Below are 21807 nucleotides of genomic sequence, written 5' to 3'. Positions count from 1 at the left end.
AGATGATGCGGAGCAAGGTGACAGGTGCGCAGCGCTGGGTCGTGAAGATCGGCAGCGCTTTGCTGACAGCAGATGGCAAAGGGCTGGATCGCGCGGCTATGAGTGTCTGGGTTGAGCAAATGGTGGCGCTGCATGAGGCGGGCGTCGAGCTGGTGCTGGTGTCCTCCGGGGCAGTGGCGGCCGGTATGAGCCGTTTGGGCTGGACCGCGCGACCCAGCGCGATGCACGAGCTCCAGGCGGCCGCCGCGATCGGTCAGATGGGTTTGGTGCAGGCGTGGGAATCAAGCTTCGCCGAGCATGGCCGGCACACGGCGCAAATTCTCCTGACTCACGACGACTTGTCCGACCGCAAGCGCTACCTCAATGCCCGTAGCACCTTGCGCGCTCTGGTCGAGCTGAAAGTCATTCCGGTGATCAACGAAAACGACACCGTGGTGACTGACGAAATCCGTTTTGGCGACAACGACACGCTGGCGGCGCTGGTGGCCAACCTGGTCGAAGCGGATCTGCTGGTGATCCTCACCGATCGCGACGGCATGTTCGACGCCGATCCGCGCAACAATCCGGATGCGCAGCTGATTTACGAAGCGCGCGCCGATGATCCGAGTCTCGACGCGGTTGCCGGTGGTACCGGCGGTGCGTTGGGGCGTGGCGGCATGCAGACCAAGCTGCGTGCGGCGCGTCTGGCGGCGCGCTCCGGTGCACACACCATCATCGTTGGCGGGCGTCTCGAGCGCGTGCTTGATCGCCTGAAAGCGGGCGAGCGCATCGGCACCTTGCTGTCGCCTGAGCGCGGCATGCTCGCGGCGCGTAAACAGTGGCTGGCCGGCCATCTACAAACGCGCGGCACCCTGGTGCTGGACGATGGTGCGGTGTCGGCGTTGTCCAAAGGCAACAAAAGCCTGCTGCCGGTCGGCGTGAAACTGGTGCAGGGTAGCTTCCGTCGCGGTGAGATGGTGGTGTGCGTGGCGCCGGACGGTCGTGAGATCGCCCGTGGCCTGGCCAACTACAGCGCGCTGGAAGCACAAAAAATCATCGGTCAGTCGTCGGATGCGATTGTCGGTTTGCTCGGTTACATGGCGGAGCCAGAACTGGTTCACCGTGACAACCTGATCCTGGTGTAAGGAAAACTCGATGCGTTTAGCAAAAGGATTGTTGGGCCTGCTGATGGCGATGCCATTGCTGGCCTCGGCCGAGGAAATCGGTCAGGTGTCGACAGTGTTCAAATTCGTCGGCCCGAACGACCGGATCGTGGTCGAGGCGTTTGATGATCCGAAGGTCGAAGGCGTGACCTGCTACCTGTCGCGCGCCAAGACGGGCGGGGTGAAGGGTGGTTTGGGTCTGGCTGAAGATCGTGCGGAAGCATCGATCGCCTGTCGTCAGGTGGGGCCGATCAAGTTCAATGGCGATCTGAAGGATGGCGATGAGGTGTTCAAGGAGCGCACGTCGCTGGTGTTCAAGACCATGCAGGTGGTGCGTTTCCTCGACAAGAAACGCAATACGCTGGTGTACCTGGTCTACAGCGATCGCCTGATCGAAGGCAGTCCACAGAATGCTGTTACAGCGATCCCGATCCTGCCATGGGTGCCCGTCCAGCAATAACCCCGCAAACCAACTGTAGGAGTGAGCCTGCTCGCGATAGCGGTGTAACAGTCAATAATTGCATCGACTGACACATCGCTATCGCGAGCAGGCTCACTCCTACATTTTTTTGCGCTGGATTTGTTAAATCACAGGCAATAAAAAACCGACCCTAAGGTCGGTTTTTTAATGACTACGTCGATTAAGCAGCTTCTTTCAGCGCTTTAACGTGGCCATTCAGACGGCTCTTATGACGAGCAGCCTTGTTCTTGTGGATGATGCCTTTATCGGCCATACGGTCGATAACTGGCACAGCCAGAACGTATGCAGCTTGAGCTTTTTCAGCGTCTTTTGCGTCAATGGCTTTAACTACATTCTTGATGTAGGTGCGAACCATGGAACGCAGGCTGGCGTTGTGGCTGCGACGCTTCTCAGCCTGTTTTGCACGTTTTTTGGCGGAAGGTGAGTTGGCCACCGTCGAGCTCCTCGAAAGACTTTTTAGGAAATAGCAAACAAAATAGGCCGCGAATCATGCCGATGAAGAGAAGTCTTGTCAAGGGCACTTGAATCGTTCCGCTAAGTGGTAGGTATAAAGAGGCGGGATATTTATTTCCGGCGCTTGACCTGTAAACTCGCGAGCTTTGGCTCTGTGCTGCTGCGGCGCGGAGTATCGCATAAGTAGGCGCTTAATTCGCCTGCTGTTTATCGACAGGCACAAATTCCCTCAATGAATCTGCTCAAATCGTTGGCCGCCGTCAGCTCTATCACGATGCTTTCCCGGATTCTGGGTTTTGTTCGTGACACGCTCATCGCCCGCACATTCGGCGCCGGGATGGCGACAGACGCCTTCTTTATCGCCTTCAAACTGCCCAATCTGCTGCGAAGAATTTTTGCCGAGGGCGCTTTCTCCCAGGCATTCGTACCGATTCTGGCCGAATACAAAAGTCAGCAGGGCGAAGAGGCGACCCGTACCTTCATTGCCTACGTATCGGGCTTGCTGACGCTGGTACTGGCGATCGTCACCGCACTGGGCATGATCGCGGCGCCTTGGGTGATCTGGGCCACGGCGCCCGGTTTTACCGATACACCGGAAAAATTCCAGCTCACCTCTGATCTGTTGCGGGTGACGTTCCCCTATATATTGCTGATCTCGCTGTCATCGCTGGCCGGCGCGATCCTCAATACCTGGAACCGTTTCTCGGTGCCCGCATTTGTGCCGACCTTGCTTAACGTCAGCATGATCGTGTTCTCGCTGTTCCTCACACCGTACTTCGATCCACCAGTCATGGCCCTTGGCTGGGCGGTATTGGTCGGTGGTCTGGCGCAGCTGCTCTATCAACTGCCGCACCTGAAAAAGATCGGCATGCTGGTGCTGCCGCGTTTGAACCTGCGCGATACCGGCGTGTGGCGCGTGATGAAGCAGATGCTGCCGGCGATCCTCGGTGTCTCGGTCAGCCAGATTTCGCTGATCATCAACACTATCTTCGCCTCGTTTCTGGTCGCAGGTTCGGTGTCGTGGATGTACTACGCCGACCGTTTGATGGAGTTGCCATCCGGTGTGCTTGGCGTGGCGTTGGGCACGATTTTGCTGCCGACATTGGCAAAAACCTATGCGAGCAAGGATCGTCACGAGTATTCGCGGATCCTCGATTGGGGCCTGCGTCTGTGCTTTGTGCTGGTGCTGCCGTGCTCGCTGGCGTTGGGGATTCTCGCCGAGCCGCTGACCGTGTCGCTGTTCCAGTACGGTCAGTTCAGTGGCTTCGACGCAGAAATGACTCAACGTGCGCTGATTGCTTATTCTGTCGGCCTGCTCGGGATTATTGTGATTAAAGTGTTGGCGCCGGGCTTTTATGCGCAACAGAACATCCGAACCCCGGTGAAAATCGCAATTTTCACTTTGGTGGTTACCCAGCTGTTCAACCTGGTATTGATCGGCCCACTGGCTCACGCCGGTCTGGCCTTGGCCATCAGTGCGGGTGCCTGCCTCAACGCCGGGCTGCTGTTCTATCAACTGCGCAAACAGCAGATGTATCAGCCGCAGCCGGGTTGGGCCAAGTTCGGTTTCAAACTGGTGGTCGCGGTGGCGGTGATGTCCGTGGTGCTGTTGATCGGCATGCATTTCATGCCGCCATGGGATCAAGGACACATGCTTGAGCGCTTCCTGCGTCTGGGCGCCTTGGTCGCGGCGGGCGTGGTGTCCTATTTCGGTATGTTGCTGCTGCTCGGTTTCCGCCTGCGCGACTTCAATCGCAAGGCCTTGAGCTAAGGTTTTTCTCTTTATGGAGGGGCGCGGGCCGGCAGTTTTGTCGGCTCGTTCACTTTGCGTTACGGTGTTGCCTGTCGTCGGCCGTCGGGTGTGGTTATAATCGACCACTTTATGAGCAAGAAGCGCGTTATGCAGCTGGTTCGAGGCCTCCACAACTTGCGCCCCCAGCATCGGGGCTGCGTCGCCACTATTGGCAACTTTGACGGTGTTCACCGTGGTCACCAGGCTATCCTGGCCCGACTGCGTGAGCGTGCGCTCGAGTTGGGCGTACCCAGCTGCGTGGTGATTTTCGAGCCGCAGCCACGGGAATTCTTTGCCCCCGAGACCGCGCCGGCACGTCTGGCCCGGTTGCGCGACAAGCTACAACTGTTGGCCGCCGAAGGCGTCGACCGGGTGTTGTGTCTGGCGTTCAACCAGCGCTTGAGCAAACTCAGCGCCAGTGAGTTCGTCGACACCATCCTCGTCGATGGCCTCGGCGTGCAGCATCTGGAAGTCGGTGACGATTTCCGCTTTGGCTGCGACCGCCTCGGTGATTTCGATTTCCTGATGCAGGCCGGGCAGGTTCACGGTTTTACCGTCGAAGCGGCGCAAACCGTCGAGCTGGACGGCATTCGCGTCAGCAGCACGCAAGTGCGCAATGCCTTGGCCGCCGCCGATTTTGCCTTGGCCGAAAGTTTGCTCGGTCGCCCGTACCGGATCGCCGGTCGTGTGCTGCACGGCCAGAAACTGGCCCGGCAATTGGGCACGCCCACTGCCAACATTCAACTCAAGCGTCGTCGCGTACCGTTCACCGGGGTCTATCTGGTGGATGTCGATATCGACGGCAAGACCTGGCCCGGCGTCGCCAATATCGGCGTGCGGCCCACGGTACAAGGTGATGGCAAGGCCCACCTTGAAGTCCATCTTTTAGATTTTGCCGGCGATCTGTATGACCGGCGTTTGACGGTGGTTTTCCACCAAAAGCTGCGTGAAGAGCAGCGCTTCGCCTCCCTGGAGGCATTGAAAACGGCGATCAATGCGGATGTCGCCACCGCCCGTGCACTAGCCGCACCTAGCGCCCATCGCTAATGAAGAGCCTTAAATGACCGACTATAAAGCCACGCTTAACCTTCCGGACACCGCCTTCCCAATGAAGGCCGGCCTGCCACAGCGCGAACCGCAGATTCTGCAGCGCTGGGACAGTATTGGCCTGTACGGAAAGTTGCGCGAGATTGGCAAGGATCGTCCGAAGTTCGTTCTGCATGACGGCCCTCCGTATGCCAACGGCACGATCCACATCGGTCACGCACTGAACAAGATTCTCAAGGACATGATCATCCGCTCGAAGACCCTGTCGGGCTTCGACGCGCCGTATGTTCCGGGTTGGGACTGCCACGGTCTGCCGATCGAGCACAAGGTTGAAGTGACCCACGGCAAAAATCTGGGCGCGGACAAGACCCGCGAACTGTGCCGTGCCTACGCCACCGAGCAGATCGAAGGGCAGAAGTCCGAATTCATCCGTCTCGGCGTGCTGGGCGACTGGGCCAACCCGTACAAGACCATGGATTTCAAGAACGAGGCCGGTGAAATCCGTGCCCTCGCGGAAATCGTCAAGGGCGGTTTCGTGTTCAAGGGCCTCAAGCCTGTGAACTGGTGCTTCGACTGCGGTTCGGCCTTGGCCGAAGCGGAAGTCGAGTACGAGAACAAAAAGTCCTCGACCATCGACGTTGCGTTCCCGATTGCTGACGAAGCCAAACTGGCTGCCGCGTTCGGTCTGCCATCGTTGAGCAAACCTGCCTCGATCGTGATCTGGACCACCACCCCGTGGACCATCCCGGCCAACCAGGCACTGAACGTTCACCCGGAATTCAACTACGCACTGGTGGATGTCGGCGACAAGCTGCTGGTGCTGGCTGAAGAGCTGGTTGAAGCCTGCCTGGCGCGCTACGGCATCGAAGGTTCGGTCATCGCGACCACCACCGGTAAAGAGCTGGAGCTGATCAACTTCCGTCACCCGTTCTACGACCGTCTGTCGCCGGTGTACCTGGCTGACTACGTTGAACTGGGCGCTGGCACCGGCGTGGTTCACTCCGCTCCGGCTTACGGCGTAGACGACTTCGTGACCTGCAAAAAATACGGCATGGTCAACGACGACATCCTCAATCCAGTACAAAGCAACGGCGTTTACGTGCCGTCGCTGGAATTCTTCGGCGGCCAGTTCATCTGGAAGGCCAACCCGGCCATCGTCGACAAGCTGACCGAAGTCGGTGCGCTGATGCACACCACCGTCATCGAACACAGCTACATGCACTGCTGGCGCCACAAGACTCCGCTGATCTACCGCGCCACCGCGCAGTGGTTCATCGGCATGGACAAAGAGCCAACCAGCGGCGACACCCTGCGTGTACGTTCGCTCAAAGCCATCGAAAACACCAAGTTCGTGCCGGCCTGGGGCCAGGCGCGTCTGCACTCGATGATCGCCAACCGTCCGGACTGGTGCATCTCGCGTCAACGTAACTGGGGCGTGCCGATCCCGTTCTTCCTGAACAAGGAAAGCGGCGAGCTGCACCCACGCACCGTCGAGTTGATGGAAGAAGTCGCCAAACGCGTTGAAGTCGAAGGCATCGAAGCCTGGTTCAAGATGGACGCTGCCGAGCTGCTCGGCGACGAAGCGCCGCTGTACGACAAGATCAGCGACACCCTCGACGTCTGGTTCGATTCGGGCACCACGCACTGGCACGTCCTGCGCGGTTCGCACCCGATGGGTCACGAGACCGGCCCGCGCGCCGATCTGTACCTGGAAGGTTCCGACCAACACCGTGGCTGGTTCCACTCGTCGCTGCTGACCGGTTGCGCCATCGACAATCACGCGCCGTACCGCGAACTGCTGACTCACGGTTTCACCGTCGACGAAGCCGGCCGCAAGATGTCCAAATCGCTGGGCAACGTAATCGCGCCACAGAAAGTCAACGACACCCTGGGCGCCGACATCATGCGTCTGTGGGTCGCGTCGACCGACTACTCGGGTGAAATGGCGGTTTCCGACCAGATCCTGCAACGCAGTGCGGACGCCTATCGTCGTATCCGTAACACCGCGCGCTTCCTGCTCTCGAACCTGAGCGGTTTCAACCCGGCCACCGACATTCTGCCGGCTGAAGAAATGCTCGCGCTGGATCGTTGGGCGGTCGACCGCACCTTGCTGCTGCAACGCGAGCTGCAAGAACACTACGGCGAATACCGTTTCTGGAACGTCTACTCGAAGATCCACAACTTCTGCGTGCAGGAGCTGGGCGGTTTCTACCTCGACATCATCAAGGACCGTCAGTACACCACTGGCGCCAACAGCAAGGCTCGCCGTTCGGCGCAAACCGCGCTGTTCCACATCTCCGAAGCGCTGGTGCGCTGGATCGCGCCGATCCTCGCTTTCACCGCCGACGAACTGTGGGAATACCTGCCGGGCGAGCGTAACGAATCGGTCATGCTCAACACCTGGTACGAAGGCCTGACCGAGCTGCCAGCTGACGTTGAACTGGGCCGCGACTACTGGGAACGCGTAATGGCGGTCAAAGTAGCGGTCAACAAAGAAATGGAAATCCAGCGCGCGGCCAAAGCCGTCGGTGGCAACCTGCAAGCCGAAGTGACGCTGTACGCCGAAGACGCCCTGAGCGCCGATCTGGCCAAGCTGAGCAACGAACTGCGCTTTGTCCTGATCACTTCGACGGCCAGCGTTGCGCCTTTTGTCAGCGCACCTGAAGACGCGGTCGTGACTGAAGTCAGCGGCCTTAAGCTGAAGATCGTCAAATCGGCCTTCCCGAAGTGCGCCCGTTGCTGGCACTGCCGTGAAGACGTTGGCGTGAACCCGGAGCATCCGGAAATCTGCGGTCGTTGCGTCGACAACATCAGCGGCGCTGGCGAGGTTCGTCACTATGCCTAATGCCGTTGGCCGTTTCGGACGGTTGAGCTGGCTCTGGTTGAGTTTGCTGGTTCTGGTCATTGACCAGGCCAGCAAGTTTTACTTCGAAGGCAAGCTCGAAATGTTCCAGCAGATCGTGATCATTCCTGATTACTTCAGCTGGACGCTGGCGTACAACACCGGCGCTGCCTTCAGCTTCCTCGCTGACAGCTCCGGCTGGCAGCGCTGGCTGTTTGCCCTGATCGCCATTGTGGTCAGTGCGGTGCTGGTCGTCTGGCTCAAGCGCCTGGGTCGCAACGAAACCTGGCTGGCCGTCGCTTTGGCGCTGGTGCTGGGTGGCGCGCTGGGCAATCTGTACGACCGCATTGCCCTGGGTCATGTGATCGATTTCATTCTGGTGCACTGGCAGAACCGCTGGTACTTCCCGGCGTTCAACTTCGCCGACAGCGCGATTACCGTTGGCGCGGTGATGCTGGCACTGGACATGTTCAAAACCAAGAAAACCGAAGAGGCCGTTCATGACTGAACAGGTATTGGCTGAGCAACGCATCGGCCAGAACACGGAAGTCACTTTGCACTTTGCATTGCGCCTGGAGAACGGCGACACCGTCGACAGCACGTTCGACAAAGCCCCGGCGACCTTCAAGGTCGGCGACGGCAACCTGCTGCCGGGTTTCGAAGCGGCGCTGTTCGGCTTCAAGGCCGGCGACAAGCGCACGCTGAGCGTCGAGCCGGAAAACGCTTTCGGCCAGCCGAACCCGCAGAACGTGCAGATCATCCCGCGCTCGCAGTTCGTCGACATGGAGCTGTCGCCGGGTTTGCTGGTGATCTTCAACGATGCGGCCAATACTGAGCTGCCGGGCGTGGTGAAAGAATTCGACGACACGCAAGTGACCATCGACTTCAACCACCCGCTGGCAGGCAAGACGCTGACCTTTGACGTCGAGATCATCAACGTCAAAGCGCTGTAAGTAACACCGCTAAAACCATTGCGGGAGCGGGCTTTTGTGGTGAGGGGATTTATCCCCGATGGGGGCAAAGCCCCCCAAACCCTGACGGCGCGGTTCCAGTTGAGGCGCGTTGACTGGATTGGGGGCGCTTCGCACCCCATCGGGGATAAATCCCCTCGCCACAAAGCTTTGCTCCTACAAGGGCTGTATTGATCTAATTTCTTGCGCGCAAGACACGAGGCATAGCATGCAAATCAAACTCGCCAATCCCCGTGGCTTCTGCGCCGGTGTGGACCGGGCGATCGAAATCGTCAATCGCGCCCTGGAAGTCTTCGGGCCACCGATCTACGTGCGTCATGAAGTGGTGCACAACAAGTTCGTCGTTGAAGACCTGCGCAGTCGTGGCGCGATTTTCGTCGAAGAACTGGATCAGGTGCCGGACGACGTCATCGTCATTTTCAGTGCCCACGGCGTTTCCCAGGCCGTGCGTACCGAAGCGGCCGGCCGTGGTCTGAAAGTCTTCGACGCCACGTGTCCGCTGGTGACCAAGGTGCACATCGAAGTCGCGAAATACAGCCGCGATGGTCGTGAGTGCATCCTGATCGGCCACGCCGGTCACCCGGAAGTCGAAGGCACCATGGGCCAGTACGACGCCAGCAATGGCGGCGCGATCTACCTCGTTGAAGACGAAAAAGACGTTGCCGAATTGCAGGTTCACAACCCGGAAAAACTGGCTTTCGTCACCCAGACCACGCTGTCGATGGACGACACCAGTCGCGTCATTGATGCCTTGCGCACACGTTTCCCGGCCATCGGCGGCCCGCGCAAGGACGACATCTGTTACGCCACGCAAAACCGTCAGGACGCGGTCAAGCAACTGGCCGACGAATGCGATGTGGTGTTGGTGGTCGGCAGCCCGAACAGCTCCAACTCCAACCGCTTGCGCGAACTGGCCGAGCGCATGGCCACCCCGGCCTACCTGATCGACGGCGCCGAAGACCTGCAAAAGAGCTGGTTCGACGGTGTCGAGCGTATCGGCATCACCGCTGGCGCCTCCGCACCGGAAGTGCTGGTGCGTGGCGTGATTCAGCAACTGCAAGCCTGGGGCGCGACCGGCGCCGATGAGCTGGCCGGGCGCGAAGAGAACATCACGTTCTCGATGCCGAAAGAGTTGCGCGTTCGTTCGATCTGACGTTTTTGGCTTTCTGACACAACGCCTGTTCAGCGCTTTTGCTGCTCAGGCGCACGCGACCGGTCGCCGCCAGCACCACCTGGCGCTGGCTGACCGGCTCGTGAGTCGAGCAAATATGTAATGTCCCTGCCTGAAACGCCCGCCCGGGCATTAGCGGTTGTCCCAGACTGCTGAAGCGCACGTATCGACTCACTGATCGATTACCGACAATCGGCACCTTTGCGTCACTCGCATGTTCTACCAACAAGGGATTGCTGCTGTCCGCAGATCCTTTGCCGCTGATATCCACAATGATCCGCCAGCCCTGACTCCAGTCATCGTTGATGCCATGAATCACCACGCTCTGATTGCGCGTGATGGCCAGGCTGCGTGCGTTGCGAATACCGTCGAGCAGCGACTGCGCGGCGAGATCCCGCTGGTTCGATTCGCGCAGCGTTGCGAACGCCGGATTGACCAACAGCAGAACAATTGCGCCGATCGCCAGTCCCATAAGCAGTTCTATCAGGCTGAAACCGTGTTGCGTCATGAAAACTCCCTCCGTGGAGTGTGATGAGCGGCGCGATCCTTACGCCGCGCAGGGCAAATCAACCGACGCGGGTCGGTTGAATGTTCTAGCGTGTAGAAGCAGGTATAGCCGACGGCAACGGAGGGCATCGATGGATCTTCGTACAAAAGGTTTCACGCTGATCGAGTTGCTGGTGGCGATGGCGATCTTCGTGGTGCTCATCACACTTGCCGTGCCGGCGTTCACCAAGTCGATCCAGAGCAGTAAGGCCGATACCGAAATGGGCGATCTGCAACGGGCAATCAATTTTGCCCGGCTTGAAGCGATTGATCGTGGCGTGACCACTCGCTTGCGCCCGAGCGCCGGCGGCAGCGTCTGGACGGGTGAATTGGCGGTTTACGACAGTACTGGCACGCCGGCGAATGTATTGCGGGTTGTTCCAGCGATGAGCAGCGGCGCCGCTCTGACGCTACCCTTAGGAGTGACCGCACTGGATTTCAACAATCTCGGCGGTCTGGCCGCACCGTCTACGGCGGTGGTCATCAGTTACACGCTGGGCACGCAAAGCAGGACGCTGAACGTGTGTTTGAACGGACGAATTCAATTGGGTGGAATTTGCGGATGAGGGCAGGGAGTCAACACGCACAGGAGGGCATGACGCTGATCGAAGTGCTGGTCGCGTTGCTGATTCTGACCGTCGGGTTATTGGGCGCGGCGGCGGTGCAACTGAATGCGCTGAAGTACACCGACAGCTCGCGGATGACCAGTCAGGCCAGTTTTATCGCCTACGACATGATGGATCGCATTCGCGCCAACTCCGGCGCCGACTACACCGTGACGCCGCCGACCTCGGGCAATCTCAGCGTCGCTCGCGATCAGGATCTCTACGATTTCACCACCAACATCATTGCTTTCGGCGGGCCGACCGCCACTGGCAGCATCACGCTCAATCAGCGGGTGTACACCATCACCATCAACTGGAGTGACGCGCGGGCCGCCAACACCGCCAGCGCGCCGCGCAGTTTCGTCCTCAGCAGCCGTGCGGCGGTTGATCCGGTGGCCACGCCATGAGGCGCGATAATCGGGGTTTCGGCCTGATCGAATTGCTCGTGGCTCTCGCGCTGGGTCTGATCATCGTGCTGGGTGTCGTGCAGATTTTCATCGCGGCGAAAAATACCTATGTCAGTCAGAACAGCGCCGCCGCGATGCAGGAAGACGCGCGTTTTGTGCTGAGCAAAATGATTCAGGAAATCCGCATGGTCGGCATGTTCGGTTGCCTCGGCACGATTACCGATTCGAGCACGGCCGGGGATTTCAATGCCGCGCAGATCGCTCCGATCGGCTGGGATAACGCCAACCTCAAACTGACGCTGGTCACCGCCGATATCGGCAGCGGTGGTGGCACGCCGACCTGGACGGTGCTCTCCGATTGCCGCAACAGCGCCACGGCGTATACCGGTTTACGAACGGCGGCGACCGGACAGATCGCCTTTCCGATTCGCCGATTGATCTACAGCTTCAGCAACAACCAGATACTCATGGGCACCGGCAGCGGCACGCCGACCCAGCAGGTGCTGGTGAACAACGTCAGTGCTTTCACCGTCACCTTCGGCCTGGCGAGTTCTGCGACCGATGTGGCCGCTTCAACTTACAGCGCCAACCCCAGCGATCCGGCACGCATCCGCAGTGTGCGCCTGAGCCTGACCCTGCTCGACCCCAACAGCCGGGTCGCCCCACAAACCTTCAACGTGGTTGCCGCTTTGCGCAACCGCTTGCAGTGAGGGCCAGGGTGATGCGAATTTCTCTGCACAACAGGAAGGCCCAGCGCGGCATGGCGTTGCTGGTCAGTCTGGTGTTTTTGTTGTTACTGACGCTGATTGGTTTGTCGTCGATGCAGAGCGCCAACCTGCAGGAAAAAATGGCCGGTAGTGTGAGTTTGCGTAATCAGTCGTTTCAGACTGCGGAAGCGGCGTTGCGGGTGGGGGAAAGCGCGGTGCAGCTCGATACTTACACCTTGGCGGTGTGCAGCGGCACGACGCAATGCGCGCCGCCGGCGGAATCTTCGGTGGTCAGTGCGGCAGGGCTCAATTCCACCTCGGGCGTGACGTGGATCGCGGCCGGAAATGGTTTCTATGGTGTGCAAAACATTGGCACCACACTCACGGCGGTGAACGTACCGAGCAATACCTCGGCAACGTTGTATCGAGTGACCGCCGTCGGCATCGCCGGCACTTCGCGCAGCGTGGTGGAGAGTGTTTATGCGAAGTATTGAGCGCTATGGATCGCTGCTGCTCGGCCTGTTGCTGAGCTTTTATCGGATGGCACCGGCCTATGCGTTCACGCCATCGGATTCGCCGTTGTTGAGCGCTGCAGCGGTTCCGCCAAACGTGATGCTGTTGATCGATGATTCGGGGAGCATGAACAGCATCATTTATGCGTCCGGTTTCAACCCCGCCGACAATCCCACACCCGCACGACAATGCAACGCCTTGCTCGGCTTGTGTCTGAGTTCGACAGCGATCACCGGTGACACGATCTTTCTGTCGAGCCTGCCGACATCCGGCTGTTCCGGTGGCGCCTATGCGTTCTACAACAACAGCATCGCGCCGCTGTGCCTGAAACTGCCGGATCCCGTGGGCAGCGGCAACACGCGTTATTCGGGCGATTACATTTCTTACGTGGTCAGTCTGGCCATCAATAACGGCACCCGCGATTTCACCACCGGGGCGATACCCAACGATTACCGGATCAACGTGGCGCGCAACGTGTCGACGGCACTGGTGACCAGCAACCGCACCTTGCGAATGGGGCTGTCGACCTTCAATCCGGCCACCAGCAACAACTCCGGCAATGGCGGGTACATCGCGCGATCGATCAGCGATCTGGCACCGGTCTCCGGCAGCGTGACTCAGGCCCAGGCGGATACCAACTACAACGCGCTGATCTCATCGATCAACGCTTTGAGCGCCGTGGCCAATACGCCGTTGGCGGAAACCTACTACGAGATCACCCGCTACATGCGCGGCATGGCGCCGTACTACAACAGCACGCCAACGACCTACACCAGCCCGATTCAGTATCGCTGCCAGAAAAACTACGGCGTGGTGATCACCGATGGTTTGCCGACGTTCGACCGAACCTTTCCGACCAACGACCCGCTGGGCGGCAGTCGATTGCCGAACTGGGATGGCGTCAATAATGATGGCAATAACCTCAATGGCGACAATGAGGGCGACACGCTGTATCTGGACGACATCGCCAAATTCGCCTTCGACATCGACATGCGTTCGACCGGCACCGACGCGGCGGGCAAGAGCTGGAACGCGGTGGATTTTCCCAAGCAGAACATGAACACCTACACCGTGGGTTTCACGGCGGCCAACGACATGTTGTCGGATGCGGCCAGTTATGGGCAGGGCAAGTATTATCAGGCGACGGACAGCACGGGGCTGAATGCGGCACTGTCGTCGGCGTTGAGTGATATCACTTCCAAGGCGGGCTCCGGCGGCAGCGGCGTCGCCAGCGGCACCACGCTGGCGAGCGGCACCAGCTATTTCCAGACCAGTTACGACCCCAAGGATTGGCGCGGCACCATCAAGTCTTTCGGCTTCACATCTTCCGGGGCGGTGAATACGTCGACCACGCTTTGGACGACTGATACGACCATCGTGCCCGGAACGACTGCGCCGACTTATCAATCCTGGAACACCGCAAGCAATGCCGCCGTAACACTGGCTTACGGCAACTTTTCCCCAGCGCAACAAACCACGCTCAGTCAGAGTCTACCCACCGGAATCACCGGCAATGATCTGGTGGAGTGGAGCAAAGGCACCAACAAAACCGGGCTCAAGGTACGCAGCGTATTACTCGGCGACATCATCAATTCGCCATTGGTGCTGGCGGCGCCCTCGGACAAGACCGCTGCCGACTTGTCCGGCGATAGCACTTATAGCGCTTATCTAACGACCAAAGCCGCGAACATGAACGCCAATCTGGTGGTGAATGCCAACGACGGTTTCGTCAACATCATCAACTCGGCCAATGGCACCCGGCGCTACGCCTACATGCCGTCCAGTGTGTTGCCGTCGCTACGGCTGATTGCTGATCCGACCTACATCAATGGCGTCAGCCACAAGTTTCTCGTCGACGGGCAAGTCGGAGTGTTCGACGCGCAGTCCGGCACGGCCTGGAAAACCCTGGCCATTGGTGGCACGGGGGCCGGAGGGAAAACGTTCTACGGGCTGCAGTTGTTTGATGCATCGGCGGGCAATGTGATCAAGGCCTTGTGGGAGGTCAGTGCGCCGACCACCGCCAACAGCGCCAACGCTTTTAATGATCTGGGTTACGCCTACGCCCGGCCGGAAGTGGCACGCTTGGCCGACGGTCGTTGGGCAGCATTCATCTCCAACGGTTACGGCAGCAACTCCGGTGTGGCCGCGCTTTATGTGCTGGATGTACGCGACGGCTCGCTGATCAAGAAGATCGTCATCGACAGCACGGAAACCACCAACGGTTTGTCCTCGGTGAAGCTCAAGGTCAACTCTTCCAATGTCGTGCAGGCCGCGTACGGCGGTGACTTGAAAGGGCGCCTGTGGAAATTCGACCTGAGTGCGACGTCGACCGACAGTTGGGGCGTGGCGTTTTCCGGCAAACCGTTGTTCACCACGGCGGGCGGGGCGACTCAGCCGATCACCGCGCAACCGTTACTGGCGGACAACTCAGTCGGCGGCAAACAGATTTTCATCGGCACCGGAAAATTCAACGAAACGGCCGACAAAACCAACAAGGATTTGCAGGCGTTCTACTCGGTGTGGGATGCCGATGGCGGTTCCGGACAATTGACTGTCAGCAGTTTGCAGGCGCAGGCAGTCACGGGTGTGTTCTCTGGCAGCACCGGGCAATTCGTGACCACCTCGCAGAATGACACGACGTACCCGGCGGAGAAGGGCTGGTATTTGCCCTTGGTGTATAACAGCGCGCTGACCGGCGAGCGGGTGATCAATCAGGCCAGTCTGGTGCTGGGGCGAATCATTTTTACCACCGCCAGCGTCGATACCACTGATCCCTGCTCCAGTTTCGGCACCGGCAAACTGGTCGAACTCGATGCGTTCAGCGGTAAGATGCTCAACTACGCGGTGCTCGATACCAACGCCGATGGCGTGGTCGACAGCAACGACACAATTTCCAGTGGCGTGGTGTTCACCGGCGGTATTCCGACCCTGAACGCCATCGTCAACGGCGCAACCCGCAAGATCGTGAACGACTCCAGTGGCGGCATTACCACACTGGTGGAAAAACCCGGCGGCGGCAGCCGTCGTATCATGTGGCGACAAATACAGTAAGTGAGAGTTTGAGGCATGCGCAGATCCAACCGCGGATTCACCCTGATCGAAATCATGATCGTGATTGCGATTATCGGGATCGTCATCACCATCGCCGCACCGAGCTACACCGAGTACCTGAAAAAGGGCCGCCGCGCCGAAGTGGTGTCGTTGCTCTCGGAGCAGGCGCAGTCCCTCGAACGCTTCTACACCAAGAACAATGTCTACACCGGCATCACCGGGCTCAGCACGGGCAATGATTTCTACACCATCACCCCGACCATCGCTGATCAGACTTTCCTGCTGACCGCGACCCGTAAAACCGGTACGACCATGGCCACCGACAAGTGCGGGGATTTCACCCTGGCCAACACCGGTGTCAGAAGCATGAACAACGCGACCACTGGGTTGACCACCAAGGATTGCTGGGGCCGCTGAGGCGCTTTCTTTCGGGCGCCTTTTGCGCCCACTGTCTTTTTTACGGTTGGATCAAACATGACCAGGCAACAGCAAGTGGTGATAGTCGGTGGCGGAGTGATTGGCCTGCTGACCGCCTACAACCTCGCCTCCGAAGTGCGCAGCGTGGTGCTGCTCGATCGTTCGAACCTCGGCCAGGAATCGTCCTGGGCGGGCGGCGGTATCGTTTCGCCGTTGTATCCGTGGCGCTACAGCCCGGCAGTCACCGCGCTGGCGCACTGGTCGCAGGATTTTTATCCACAGCTCGGCGAGCGTCTGTTTGCTGATACCGGGGTTGATCCTGAAGTCCACACCACCGGCCTGTACTGGCTGGATCTTGACGATGAAGCCGCAGCGCTGGCCTGGGCGAAGCGTGAAAACCGGCCGCTGCGGGCTGTGGATATCTCGGCGGCGCACGACGCGGTACCGGTGCTCGGCGGTGGATTCTCCCGCGCGATCTACATGGCTGACGTTGCCAACGTACGTAATCCGCGCTTGGTGAAGTCGTTGAAAGCGGCGCTGCAAGCGATGCCGAACGTGACGATTCATGAGCAGTGCGAAGTCAGCGGATTTGTTCGTGAAGGTGGGCAGGTCATCGGCGTCGAAACCTCCGGCGGCGTGATCAAGGGTGATCAGGTCGTGCTGACGGCGGGTGCGTGGAGCGGTGATCTGCTCAAGACGCTGGATCTGACACTGCCGGTTGAACCGGTGAAAGGGCAGATGATTCTCTACAAGTGCGCGGCGGATTTCTTGCCGAGCATGGTGCTGGCCAAGGGGCGTTACGCGATTCCGCGGCGTGACGGGCATATTCTGATTGGCAGTACGCTGGAGCATGAAGGCTACAACAAAACGCCGACCGATGTGGCGCTGGAGAGCCTCAAGGCTTCAGCGGTCGAGCTGATTCCGGCGTTGGCGGATGCCGAAGTGGTCGGGCATTGGGCGGGGTTGCGTCCGGGTTCGCCGGAAGGGATTCCGTACATTGGCCGGGTGCCGGGGTATGAAGGCTTGTGGCTGAACTGCGGGCATTACCGTAACGGATTGGTGCTGGCGCCGGCGTCGTGTCAGTTGTTTGCGGATGTGATGTTGGGAAGGGCGCCGATTATTGATCCGGCGCCTTATGCGCCAGCGGGCCGCATTTAAAGCAAGATCAAAAGATCGCAGCCTTCGGCAGCTCCTACCTTGGAATGGGTTTCCTGTAGGAGCTGCCGAAGGCTGCAATCTTTTGCGATCTAATCCAGACCGAGTTTTTTCAGTCTGTACCGCATCGACCGAAACGAAAGACTCAAGCGCTGCGCCGCCGCCGTGCGATTCCAGCGCGTTTCCTCCAGCGCCTGCAGAATCAGTTTCCGCTCAACGTTCTCCAGATAATCCTCAAGATTGTCGATCTGCGTCAGATCCGCAATCCCGCCTTCCGCCGCGCAATTACCCTCGCTCAGGCGTAAATCCCCAGCCTCGATCGTGCGGTTCTCGCACAAGGTGTGCGCGCGTTCGAGCACGTTTTCCAGCTCGCGCACATTCCCCGGAAAGCGATAATTCTTCAGCGCTTCCAGCGCCTGCGCATGCAAGCGTGCCGCCGGTTGCCCGGTGTCCTTGGCCAGACGCTTGAGCATGTGCGCCGCCAACACTTCAATGTCATCGCGCCGTTCACGCAGGGACGGCACGCGCAATTCAATCACGTTGAGCCGGTAATACAGATCCTGCCGAAACCGCTCGGCAGCCACTTCCGCATCAAGATCCTTGTGCGTGGCGCAAAGAATCCGCACATCGACCACGGTTTCCTGCTGCCCACCGACGCTACGCACGGCTTTTTCCTGAATGGCGCGCAGCAGTTTCACCTGCATCGACAGCGGCAAGTCCGCCACTTCATCGAGAAACAAGGTGCCGCCATTCGCCGCCTGAAACAGCCCCGGCTTGTCTTCAACTGCGCCAGTAAAACTGCCTTTGCGATGGCCGAAAAACTCGCTTTCCATCAGTTCCGACGGAATCGCACCACAGTTCACCGGTACAAACGGCTGACTCGCGCGTGGCCCTTGTTCGTGGATCAGTCGCGCCACCAGCTCTTTACCGCTGCCGGACTCACCGCTGATGTACACCGGGGCCTGACTGCGGGCGAGTTTGTCGATTTGCTTGCGCAAGCTACGCATCGGCAGGGAGTCACCGAGCAAACGTCGATCAATCGACGTGCACACGGCGCCTGCCACCGGCATGCGCAGCGCGGTGGCGACCAGTTCGCGCAAGCGGGTGAGATCCACCGGTTTGGTGAGGAAGTCGAACGCCCCGGCCTTCAGCGCATTGATCGCCGTTTCAAGGCTGCCGTAAGCGGTGATCATCGCCACCGGCAGTTGTGGATAACGTTGTTGAATGTGCTGCACCAGATCCAGCCCCGTGCCGTCGGGCAGGCGCATGTCGGTCAGACACAGATCGAATTGCTCGCGCTGTAACAGCGCTTGGGCTTCAGCCAGATTACGCGCGCTGAAGGTATCGAGTTTCATCCGTCCCAGGGTGATTTCCAGGAGTTCGCGGATATCCGGTTCGTCGTCGACGATGAGAATTTTTTGCCGTGGGCTCGTGTTCAACTTTGTTTCCGTCCGTGAGCAAAGGTGATGCGAAAGCAGCCGCCGCCTTGGCGTGGTTTGAAGTCTAGGCGCGCTTGGTTGCTTTCGCACAGCTCACGGGACAGATAAAGCCCAAGGCCGGTGCCCTGGCTGCTGGTGGTGAAGAACGGTTCGAACAGATGCGCCTGCTCATCGACGGGCACGCCGGGGCCGTTGTCCTGCACTTCGAGCACTGCCAGTTGGCTTTCGGTGTCGACAAACAACGCCAGCCAGACCTCGGCCTGCTCGTGCAGCAGGGCGCTGTGGCGCCAGCCATTACGCAGCAGATTGTCGAGAATTTGCGTGAGCTGCGCAGGATCCATCAGCGTGGTGAAATCCCCAGAATTGATCCGCAGATGAATCTGTTGCTGTTCGTTCGCCTGCTCGCGGCTTTCGTTGACGAAGCTTTCCAGCCACGGCTTGAGATCCAGCCGTTGCGGTGCGCTTTGCTGGCGGCGGGACAGTTGCAGGACGTTTTCGATGACTCGATTCATGCGTTTGGAGTGATCTTGAATGATCTGCGTCAGACGCCGGTCGGCGCCATCGAGTTCCTCGGATTCACCCAATAGCTGCGCGGCATGACTGATGGCGCCCAATGGATTGCGGATTTCGTGGGAGATGCCGGCGGTCAGTCGCCCGAGCGCGGCGAGTTTGAGTTGCTGCGCTTGTTGAGCGATTTGCGCGAGGTCTTCGAGAAACACCAGGGTTTGCTGGTTCGGGCTCTGTTCGAGAGCGATAAAACTCGGCTGCAACTCCAGACCGTTACCGGGAATCTTCAGGCTTTGTGGGCGCAAGGTCGGGTTGTTCAGCCACAGTTGCAGGCGATCGACGAGGGCGGGCGAATAGTCGTCGATCAAATGGCCCTGAAGGTGTGTGCGCGCCAGCAAGGTCTGCGCGCTGTGATTGGCCAGTTGCACGCGGCGTTGCTCGTCGAGTACCAGAATGCCGGTGCGCATGCGTTGCAGGATCAGCGCATTGAGCGCCTCAAGACCGACGACTTCGCTGGCGCGTTGTTCGGCCAGGGTCTCGCTGACTTCAAGCCGACGAATCAACCCTTGCACCAGCAAAGCGGCGGCAAAGCACAGTGCGCCGAGGGTGCCGGCCTGCAGATAATCGTTGGCCGTGAGGGGATGGCTGAAACTCAGCAAAAAGCTCGAGCCGACGATGCCGAGCGCGCCTATGGCAGCGATCAGCAAACCGATGCGCCGGCGCAGCAAGGTGTTGCAGATCGCCACGGAAACGATCAGCAAGTTGCCGATGGCGCTGGCAACCCCGCCGGCGGCGTAGAACAAACCGCACAGCAGCAACACGTCGACCAGCGCCAGGCTGAACAACTGCGCCGGGCGCCGGGTGCTCTCTAGGAACACCACCAGCAGGATATTCAGCACCAGGTACAGCCAACTGCCGCTGCGCAGCAAATCGTCGTCGATCGACGTCAGCAGGCGGTTGTCCATATTGCTGGAGATCAGCAGCACCAGCATGATGCCGACGCTTAAACGGTAGAGGTGATAAAGGCGCAGCAGGCGCTGAGCCTGTTTGCTGTCGGCGTTGGCCTCAGCGATCACGGGGGCCCGGGCCTTGCTCAAGGTGAGCCTGGCTGCAATACCACTGTTGTTGAACGCTCAATGCACGGTCGCGCGGCAGGTGCACGCCGCAGTGGGCACAACGCACCATCGGCGCGGCGTCCTGTTCGCGAGGGGCGCGATTGGATTGATTGGCGGCGGGCGCCTTGAATTTACGCCACAGCCAGACAGCGGCGAAAATCAGGACGATCCAGAACAATAAACGAAGCATGATGAGCGGCTTTCCGACTAATGATCCGGCAGTTTAGCCAAGCTCCCGACAAGCGCACAGCCTATTAACGCGCGGCAATAAAAAAGGGAGATCCTGAGATCTCCCTTTTTTTGTCCATCCGGTGTGATCAGTCGAACACGCCGAAGGTCATGTAGCTGAACCACGAACGGTCAGTGTCGCTCGACTCTGGCTCCGGCTCTTCGATCACGTCGCCGTTTTCATCTTTAGGCTTCAGCTCGTTCGGGATCGCATCTTTCGCGTCCTGGTACTGCTTCTGCACGTCCTGGTTGGCGCGGGTTTCGCCCGGCGGCAGCGGTGGACGCGACTCGATCAGACCGAGGGTCGCCTTGCTCAGGAACGAACGGTTGTCCGCTTCAGCCACCGAAGGCACGAACTGGCCGTCTTGCAGGCTAGGGTGGTTCGGGTAGTTGAGCTTCAGGGTTTCCAGGCTGGTGTTGGCCAGTTCGTCCAGGTGCAGACGCTGGTAAGCCTCGGTCATCACCGCCAGGCCGTCACCGACCGATGGGGTTTCCTGGAAGTTTTCCACCACGTAACGACCACGGTTGGCAGCGGCTACATAAGCCTGACGGGTCAGGTAGTAGTCGGCCACGTGGATTTCGTAGGCTGCCAGCAGGTTGCGCAGATAAATCATGCGCTGCTTGGCGTCCGGCGCGTAGCGGCTGTTCGGGTAGCGGCTGGTCAGCTGAGCGAACTCGTTGTACGAGTCGCGGGCAGCGCCCGGGTCACGCTTGGTCATGTCCAGCGGCAGGAAGCGCGCCAGCAGGCCGACGTCCTGGTCGAAAGAAGTCAGACCTTTGAGGTAATACGCGTAATCCACGTTCGGGTGCTGCGGATGCAAACGAATAAAACGCTCGGCGGCGGATTTTGCAGCTTCCGGCTCGGCGTTCTTATAGTTGGCGTAGATCAGCTCCAGCTGTGCCTGATCGGCGTAGCGACCGAACGGATAACGCGACTCCAGAGCCTTCAGCTTGGCTGTGGCGCTGGTGTAGCTGTTGTTGTCCAGGTCAGTCTGAGCCTGCTGATACAGCTCGGCTTCGCTGAGGTTTTCGTCTACGACTTCCTTCGATGAGCAAGCAGCGGTCAATGCGAGGATGGCGATCAGCAGCAGGTGTTTCACTTGCATGGCGGCTTGCGTCCCTATGACGGCCGCTGTCTTGGGCGGGGCCGTCCTGTTATGATGAGCGCCCCGTTGAAAAGCCTCGGGGCAAAAGACGCCGTATTTAACCACAAGCGCG

General features: G+C 59.4%; 21 protein-coding genes. 15 read left to right on the top strand and 6 right to left on the bottom strand.

Annotated features, from left to right (window positions below):
- The first annotated feature begins 5 nt into the window (after positions 1-5).
- Entirely contained in the window at positions 6-1124 is a 1119-nt protein-coding gene (gene proB / locus AD669_RS23070; protein ID WP_053123978.1) for a glutamate 5-kinase, read from the top strand.
- 10 nt (positions 1125-1134) lie between these two features.
- A complete protein-coding gene (locus AD669_RS23065; RefSeq protein WP_053123976.1) occupies positions 1135-1602 on the top strand; it encodes a CreA family protein in 468 nt (155 codons plus the stop codon).
- A gap of 181 nt (positions 1603-1783) precedes the next feature.
- Here the strand turns inward: AD669_RS23065 and rpsT are convergent, their stop codons facing one another.
- Positions 1784-2056, bottom strand: coding sequence for a 30S ribosomal protein S20 (gene rpsT, locus AD669_RS23060; RefSeq protein WP_003228351.1), 273 nt, complete (start codon positions 2054-2056; stop codon positions 1784-1786).
- A 252-nt stretch (positions 2057-2308) separates the two neighbouring features.
- Here rpsT and murJ point away from each other — a divergent pair, with 252 nt between their 5' ends.
- The 6 genes from murJ (at position 2309) to ispH (ending at position 9881) form a co-directional block, all read left to right on the top strand.
- Positions 2309-3847, top strand: a complete 1539-nt coding sequence (gene murJ / locus AD669_RS23055; RefSeq protein ID WP_053123974.1) for a murein biosynthesis integral membrane protein MurJ — start codon at positions 2309-2311, stop codon at positions 3845-3847.
- Positions 3848-3976: 129 nt separating this feature from the next.
- Complete coding sequence (ribF, locus tag AD669_RS23050) at positions 3977-4915, top strand: bifunctional riboflavin kinase/FAD synthetase (RefSeq protein ID WP_053123972.1); 939 nt, start codon at positions 3977-3979, stop codon at positions 4913-4915.
- A gap of 13 nt (positions 4916-4928) precedes the next feature.
- A complete protein-coding gene (gene ileS / locus AD669_RS23045) occupies positions 4929-7760 on the top strand; it encodes an isoleucine--tRNA ligase (RefSeq protein WP_053123970.1) in 2832 nt (943 codons plus the stop codon).
- Positions 7753-8265 carry a signal peptidase II gene (gene lspA / locus AD669_RS23040; RefSeq protein ID WP_053123968.1) on the top strand — a complete coding sequence of 171 codons (513 nt, stop codon included), beginning with the start codon at positions 7753-7755 and terminating at the stop codon, positions 8263-8265. The genes ileS and lspA overlap by 8 nt, the downstream gene beginning before the upstream one ends.
- Positions 8266-8272: 7 nt before the next feature.
- Positions 8273-8710: an FKBP-type peptidyl-prolyl cis-trans isomerase gene (gene fkpB, locus AD669_RS23035; protein WP_172680162.1), complete on the top strand. Its 438-nt coding sequence runs from the start codon at positions 8273-8275 to the stop codon at positions 8708-8710.
- A gap of 226 nt (positions 8711-8936) precedes the next feature.
- Entirely contained in the window at positions 8937-9881 is a 945-nt protein-coding gene (ispH, locus tag AD669_RS23030; RefSeq protein WP_038361699.1) for a 4-hydroxy-3-methylbut-2-enyl diphosphate reductase, read from the top strand.
- On the opposite strand, the gene AD669_RS23025 is transcribed toward ispH, so the two are convergent.
- The gene (locus AD669_RS23025) at positions 9838-10407 is read right to left on the bottom strand and encodes a GspH/FimT family protein (RefSeq protein WP_053123964.1); all 570 of its coding nucleotides are present in this window, start codon (positions 10405-10407) and stop codon (positions 9838-9840) included. The two genes, ispH and AD669_RS23025, sit on opposite strands and share 44 nt — an antisense overlap.
- 130 nt (positions 10408-10537) lie before the next feature.
- Between AD669_RS23025 and AD669_RS23020 the strand changes: the two genes are divergently transcribed.
- From AD669_RS23020 to thiO, 7 genes are read left to right on the top strand one after another with little or no spacing between them, the layout of a single operon-like run.
- Positions 10538-11011: a GspH/FimT family pseudopilin gene (locus AD669_RS23020; protein ID WP_053123962.1), complete on the top strand. Its 474-nt coding sequence runs from the start codon at positions 10538-10540 to the stop codon at positions 11009-11011.
- On the top strand, positions 11008-11457 hold the full coding sequence (gene pilV, locus AD669_RS23015; protein WP_053123960.1) for a type IV pilus modification protein PilV: 450 nt from the start codon (positions 11008-11010) through the stop codon (positions 11455-11457). The genes AD669_RS23020 and pilV overlap by 4 nt, the downstream gene beginning before the upstream one ends.
- Positions 11454-12167 (top strand): PilW family protein, encoded by a 714-nt coding sequence (locus tag AD669_RS23010; RefSeq protein WP_053123958.1) that lies wholly within the window; start codon positions 11454-11456, stop codon positions 12165-12167. Before pilV ends, AD669_RS23010 begins: the two co-directional genes overlap by 4 nt.
- An 11-nt stretch (positions 12168-12178) precedes the next feature.
- A complete protein-coding gene (locus AD669_RS23005; protein WP_053123956.1) occupies positions 12179-12658 on the top strand; it encodes a PilX N-terminal domain-containing pilus assembly protein in 480 nt (159 codons plus the stop codon).
- Complete coding sequence (locus AD669_RS23000) at positions 12645-15728, top strand: pilus assembly protein (protein ID WP_053123954.1); 3084 nt, start codon at positions 12645-12647, stop codon at positions 15726-15728. The genes AD669_RS23005 and AD669_RS23000 overlap by 14 nt, the downstream gene beginning before the upstream one ends.
- 15 nt (positions 15729-15743) lie before the next feature.
- Entirely contained in the window at positions 15744-16145 is a 402-nt protein-coding gene (locus tag AD669_RS22995; RefSeq protein WP_053123953.1) for a type IV pilin protein, read from the top strand.
- Positions 16146-16202: 57 nt separating this feature from the next.
- A complete protein-coding gene (thiO, locus tag AD669_RS22990) occupies positions 16203-17303 on the top strand; it encodes a glycine oxidase ThiO (RefSeq protein ID WP_053123951.1) in 1101 nt (366 codons plus the stop codon).
- A gap of 89 nt (positions 17304-17392) precedes the next feature.
- Here the strand turns inward: thiO and AD669_RS22985 are convergent, their stop codons facing one another.
- From AD669_RS22985 to AD669_RS22970, 4 genes are all read right to left on the bottom strand, one after another.
- On the bottom strand, positions 17393-18739 hold the full coding sequence (locus tag AD669_RS22985; protein WP_053123950.1) for a sigma-54 dependent transcriptional regulator: 1347 nt from the start codon (positions 18737-18739) through the stop codon (positions 17393-17395).
- Positions 18736-20322: a PAS domain-containing sensor histidine kinase gene (locus AD669_RS22980; protein ID WP_053123947.1), complete on the bottom strand. Its 1587-nt coding sequence runs from the start codon at positions 20320-20322 to the stop codon at positions 18736-18738. The genes AD669_RS22985 and AD669_RS22980 overlap by 4 nt, the downstream gene beginning before the upstream one ends.
- Positions 20312-20551, bottom strand: coding sequence for a PP0621 family protein (locus tag AD669_RS22975; protein WP_053123945.1), 240 nt, complete (start codon positions 20549-20551; stop codon positions 20312-20314). Before AD669_RS22975 ends, AD669_RS22980 begins: the two co-directional genes overlap by 11 nt.
- Before the next feature lie 127 nt (positions 20552-20678).
- Complete coding sequence (locus AD669_RS22970) at positions 20679-21695, bottom strand: outer membrane protein assembly factor BamD (RefSeq protein WP_053123943.1); 1017 nt, start codon at positions 21693-21695, stop codon at positions 20679-20681.
- Between the last annotated feature and the right edge of the window lie 112 nt (positions 21696-21807).

Source organism: Pseudomonas sp. P1.31 (assembly GCF_001269815.1).
Classification (GTDB): Bacteria; Pseudomonadota; Gammaproteobacteria; order Pseudomonadales; family Pseudomonadaceae; genus Aquipseudomonas; species Aquipseudomonas rustica.
The sequence above is the reverse complement of the archived record's forward strand: the minus strand, read 5'-3'. Positions and strand labels throughout refer to the sequence as shown.

What these genes read in the sequence shown, in the direction of transcription:
- proB (WP_053123978.1), top strand. Translation starts at nt 6, where the DNA reads ATGCGGAGCAAGGTGACAGGTGCGCAGCGCTGGGTCGTGAAGATCGGC.
- AD669_RS23065 (WP_053123976.1), top strand. Translation starts at nt 1,135, where the DNA reads ATGCGTTTAGCAAAAGGATTGTTGGGCCTGCTGATGGCGATGCCATTG.
- murJ (WP_053123974.1), top strand. Translation starts at nt 2,309, where the DNA reads ATGAATCTGCTCAAATCGTTGGCCGCCGTCAGCTCTATCACGATGCTT.
- ribF (WP_053123972.1), top strand. Translation starts at nt 3,977, where the DNA reads ATGCAGCTGGTTCGAGGCCTCCACAACTTGCGCCCCCAGCATCGGGGC.
- ileS (WP_053123970.1), top strand. Translation starts at nt 4,929, where the DNA reads ATGACCGACTATAAAGCCACGCTTAACCTTCCGGACACCGCCTTCCCA.
- lspA (WP_053123968.1), top strand. Translation starts at nt 7,753, where the DNA reads ATGCCTAATGCCGTTGGCCGTTTCGGACGGTTGAGCTGGCTCTGGTTG.
- ispH (WP_038361699.1), top strand. Translation starts at nt 8,937, where the DNA reads ATGCAAATCAAACTCGCCAATCCCCGTGGCTTCTGCGCCGGTGTGGAC.
- AD669_RS23025 (WP_053123964.1), bottom strand. Translation starts at nt 10,407, where the DNA reads ATGACGCAACACGGTTTCAGCCTGATAGAACTGCTTATGGGACTGGCG.
- AD669_RS23020 (WP_053123962.1), top strand. Translation starts at nt 10,538, where the DNA reads ATGGATCTTCGTACAAAAGGTTTCACGCTGATCGAGTTGCTGGTGGCG.
- pilV (WP_053123960.1), top strand. Translation starts at nt 11,008, where the DNA reads ATGAGGGCAGGGAGTCAACACGCACAGGAGGGCATGACGCTGATCGAA.
- AD669_RS23010 (WP_053123958.1), top strand. Translation starts at nt 11,454, where the DNA reads ATGAGGCGCGATAATCGGGGTTTCGGCCTGATCGAATTGCTCGTGGCT.
- AD669_RS23005 (WP_053123956.1), top strand. Translation starts at nt 12,179, where the DNA reads ATGCGAATTTCTCTGCACAACAGGAAGGCCCAGCGCGGCATGGCGTTG.
- AD669_RS23000 (WP_053123954.1), top strand. Translation starts at nt 12,645, where the DNA reads ATGCGAAGTATTGAGCGCTATGGATCGCTGCTGCTCGGCCTGTTGCTG.
- AD669_RS22995 (WP_053123953.1), top strand. Translation starts at nt 15,744, where the DNA reads ATGCGCAGATCCAACCGCGGATTCACCCTGATCGAAATCATGATCGTG.
- thiO (WP_053123951.1), top strand. Translation starts at nt 16,203, where the DNA reads ATGACCAGGCAACAGCAAGTGGTGATAGTCGGTGGCGGAGTGATTGGC.
- AD669_RS22975 (WP_053123945.1), bottom strand. Translation starts at nt 20,551, where the DNA reads ATGCTTCGTTTATTGTTCTGGATCGTCCTGATTTTCGCCGCTGTCTGG.
- AD669_RS22970 (WP_053123943.1), bottom strand. Translation starts at nt 21,695, where the DNA reads ATGCAAGTGAAACACCTGCTGCTGATCGCCATCCTCGCATTGACCGCT.